Below are 438 nucleotides of genomic sequence, written 5' to 3' on the forward strand. Positions count from 1 at the left end.
TTATTAAAAGTGATCATCAGAAGAAGCGTGACGAGATTTTCGGATTCATTGAGGCAGTTACACCAGGATGTGCTTCAGGAGATCTGAGGGTGTTCTTGGAGTATGAAATCGATCACCGGTTTGCTAAACAGATGGCGCAATACAAACTTGGTGCGCTGGCGCTGGGGGAGCGCATCGACGGTTTGTTTGACAATGGATGTATTTCATCTGGTGTGAAGGAAGAGCTTCATGCTTGGCGAGAAGATTTAAACCCAGCTCATCACCTTTGGACCGGAAATAATATTGAAGATCAAAGAGAGACAGCGGGTCGATTTATGACTTTTGTCTATCATGGGCTAAAAGGTCTTTAATGCACTAGCATAAATTGAGAGTGCTTAGCACAGTGAGCTGGTGTAAATGTGAGAATTGTCATGGAGCCGAGCGCAATTTTGCGCTCGC

General features: G+C 45.0%; 1 protein-coding gene. It reads left to right on the forward strand.

The annotated features are described in order from the left end of the window. A partial coding sequence (locus AC3XQU_RS22955; RefSeq protein WP_489876468.1) for a hypothetical protein occupies positions 1 to 350 on the forward strand: 350 nt, incomplete at its 5' end. Between the last annotated feature and the right edge of the window lie 88 nt (positions 351 to 438).

It is taken from the genome of Telluria sp. AZSoR62 (assembly GCF_058111565.1).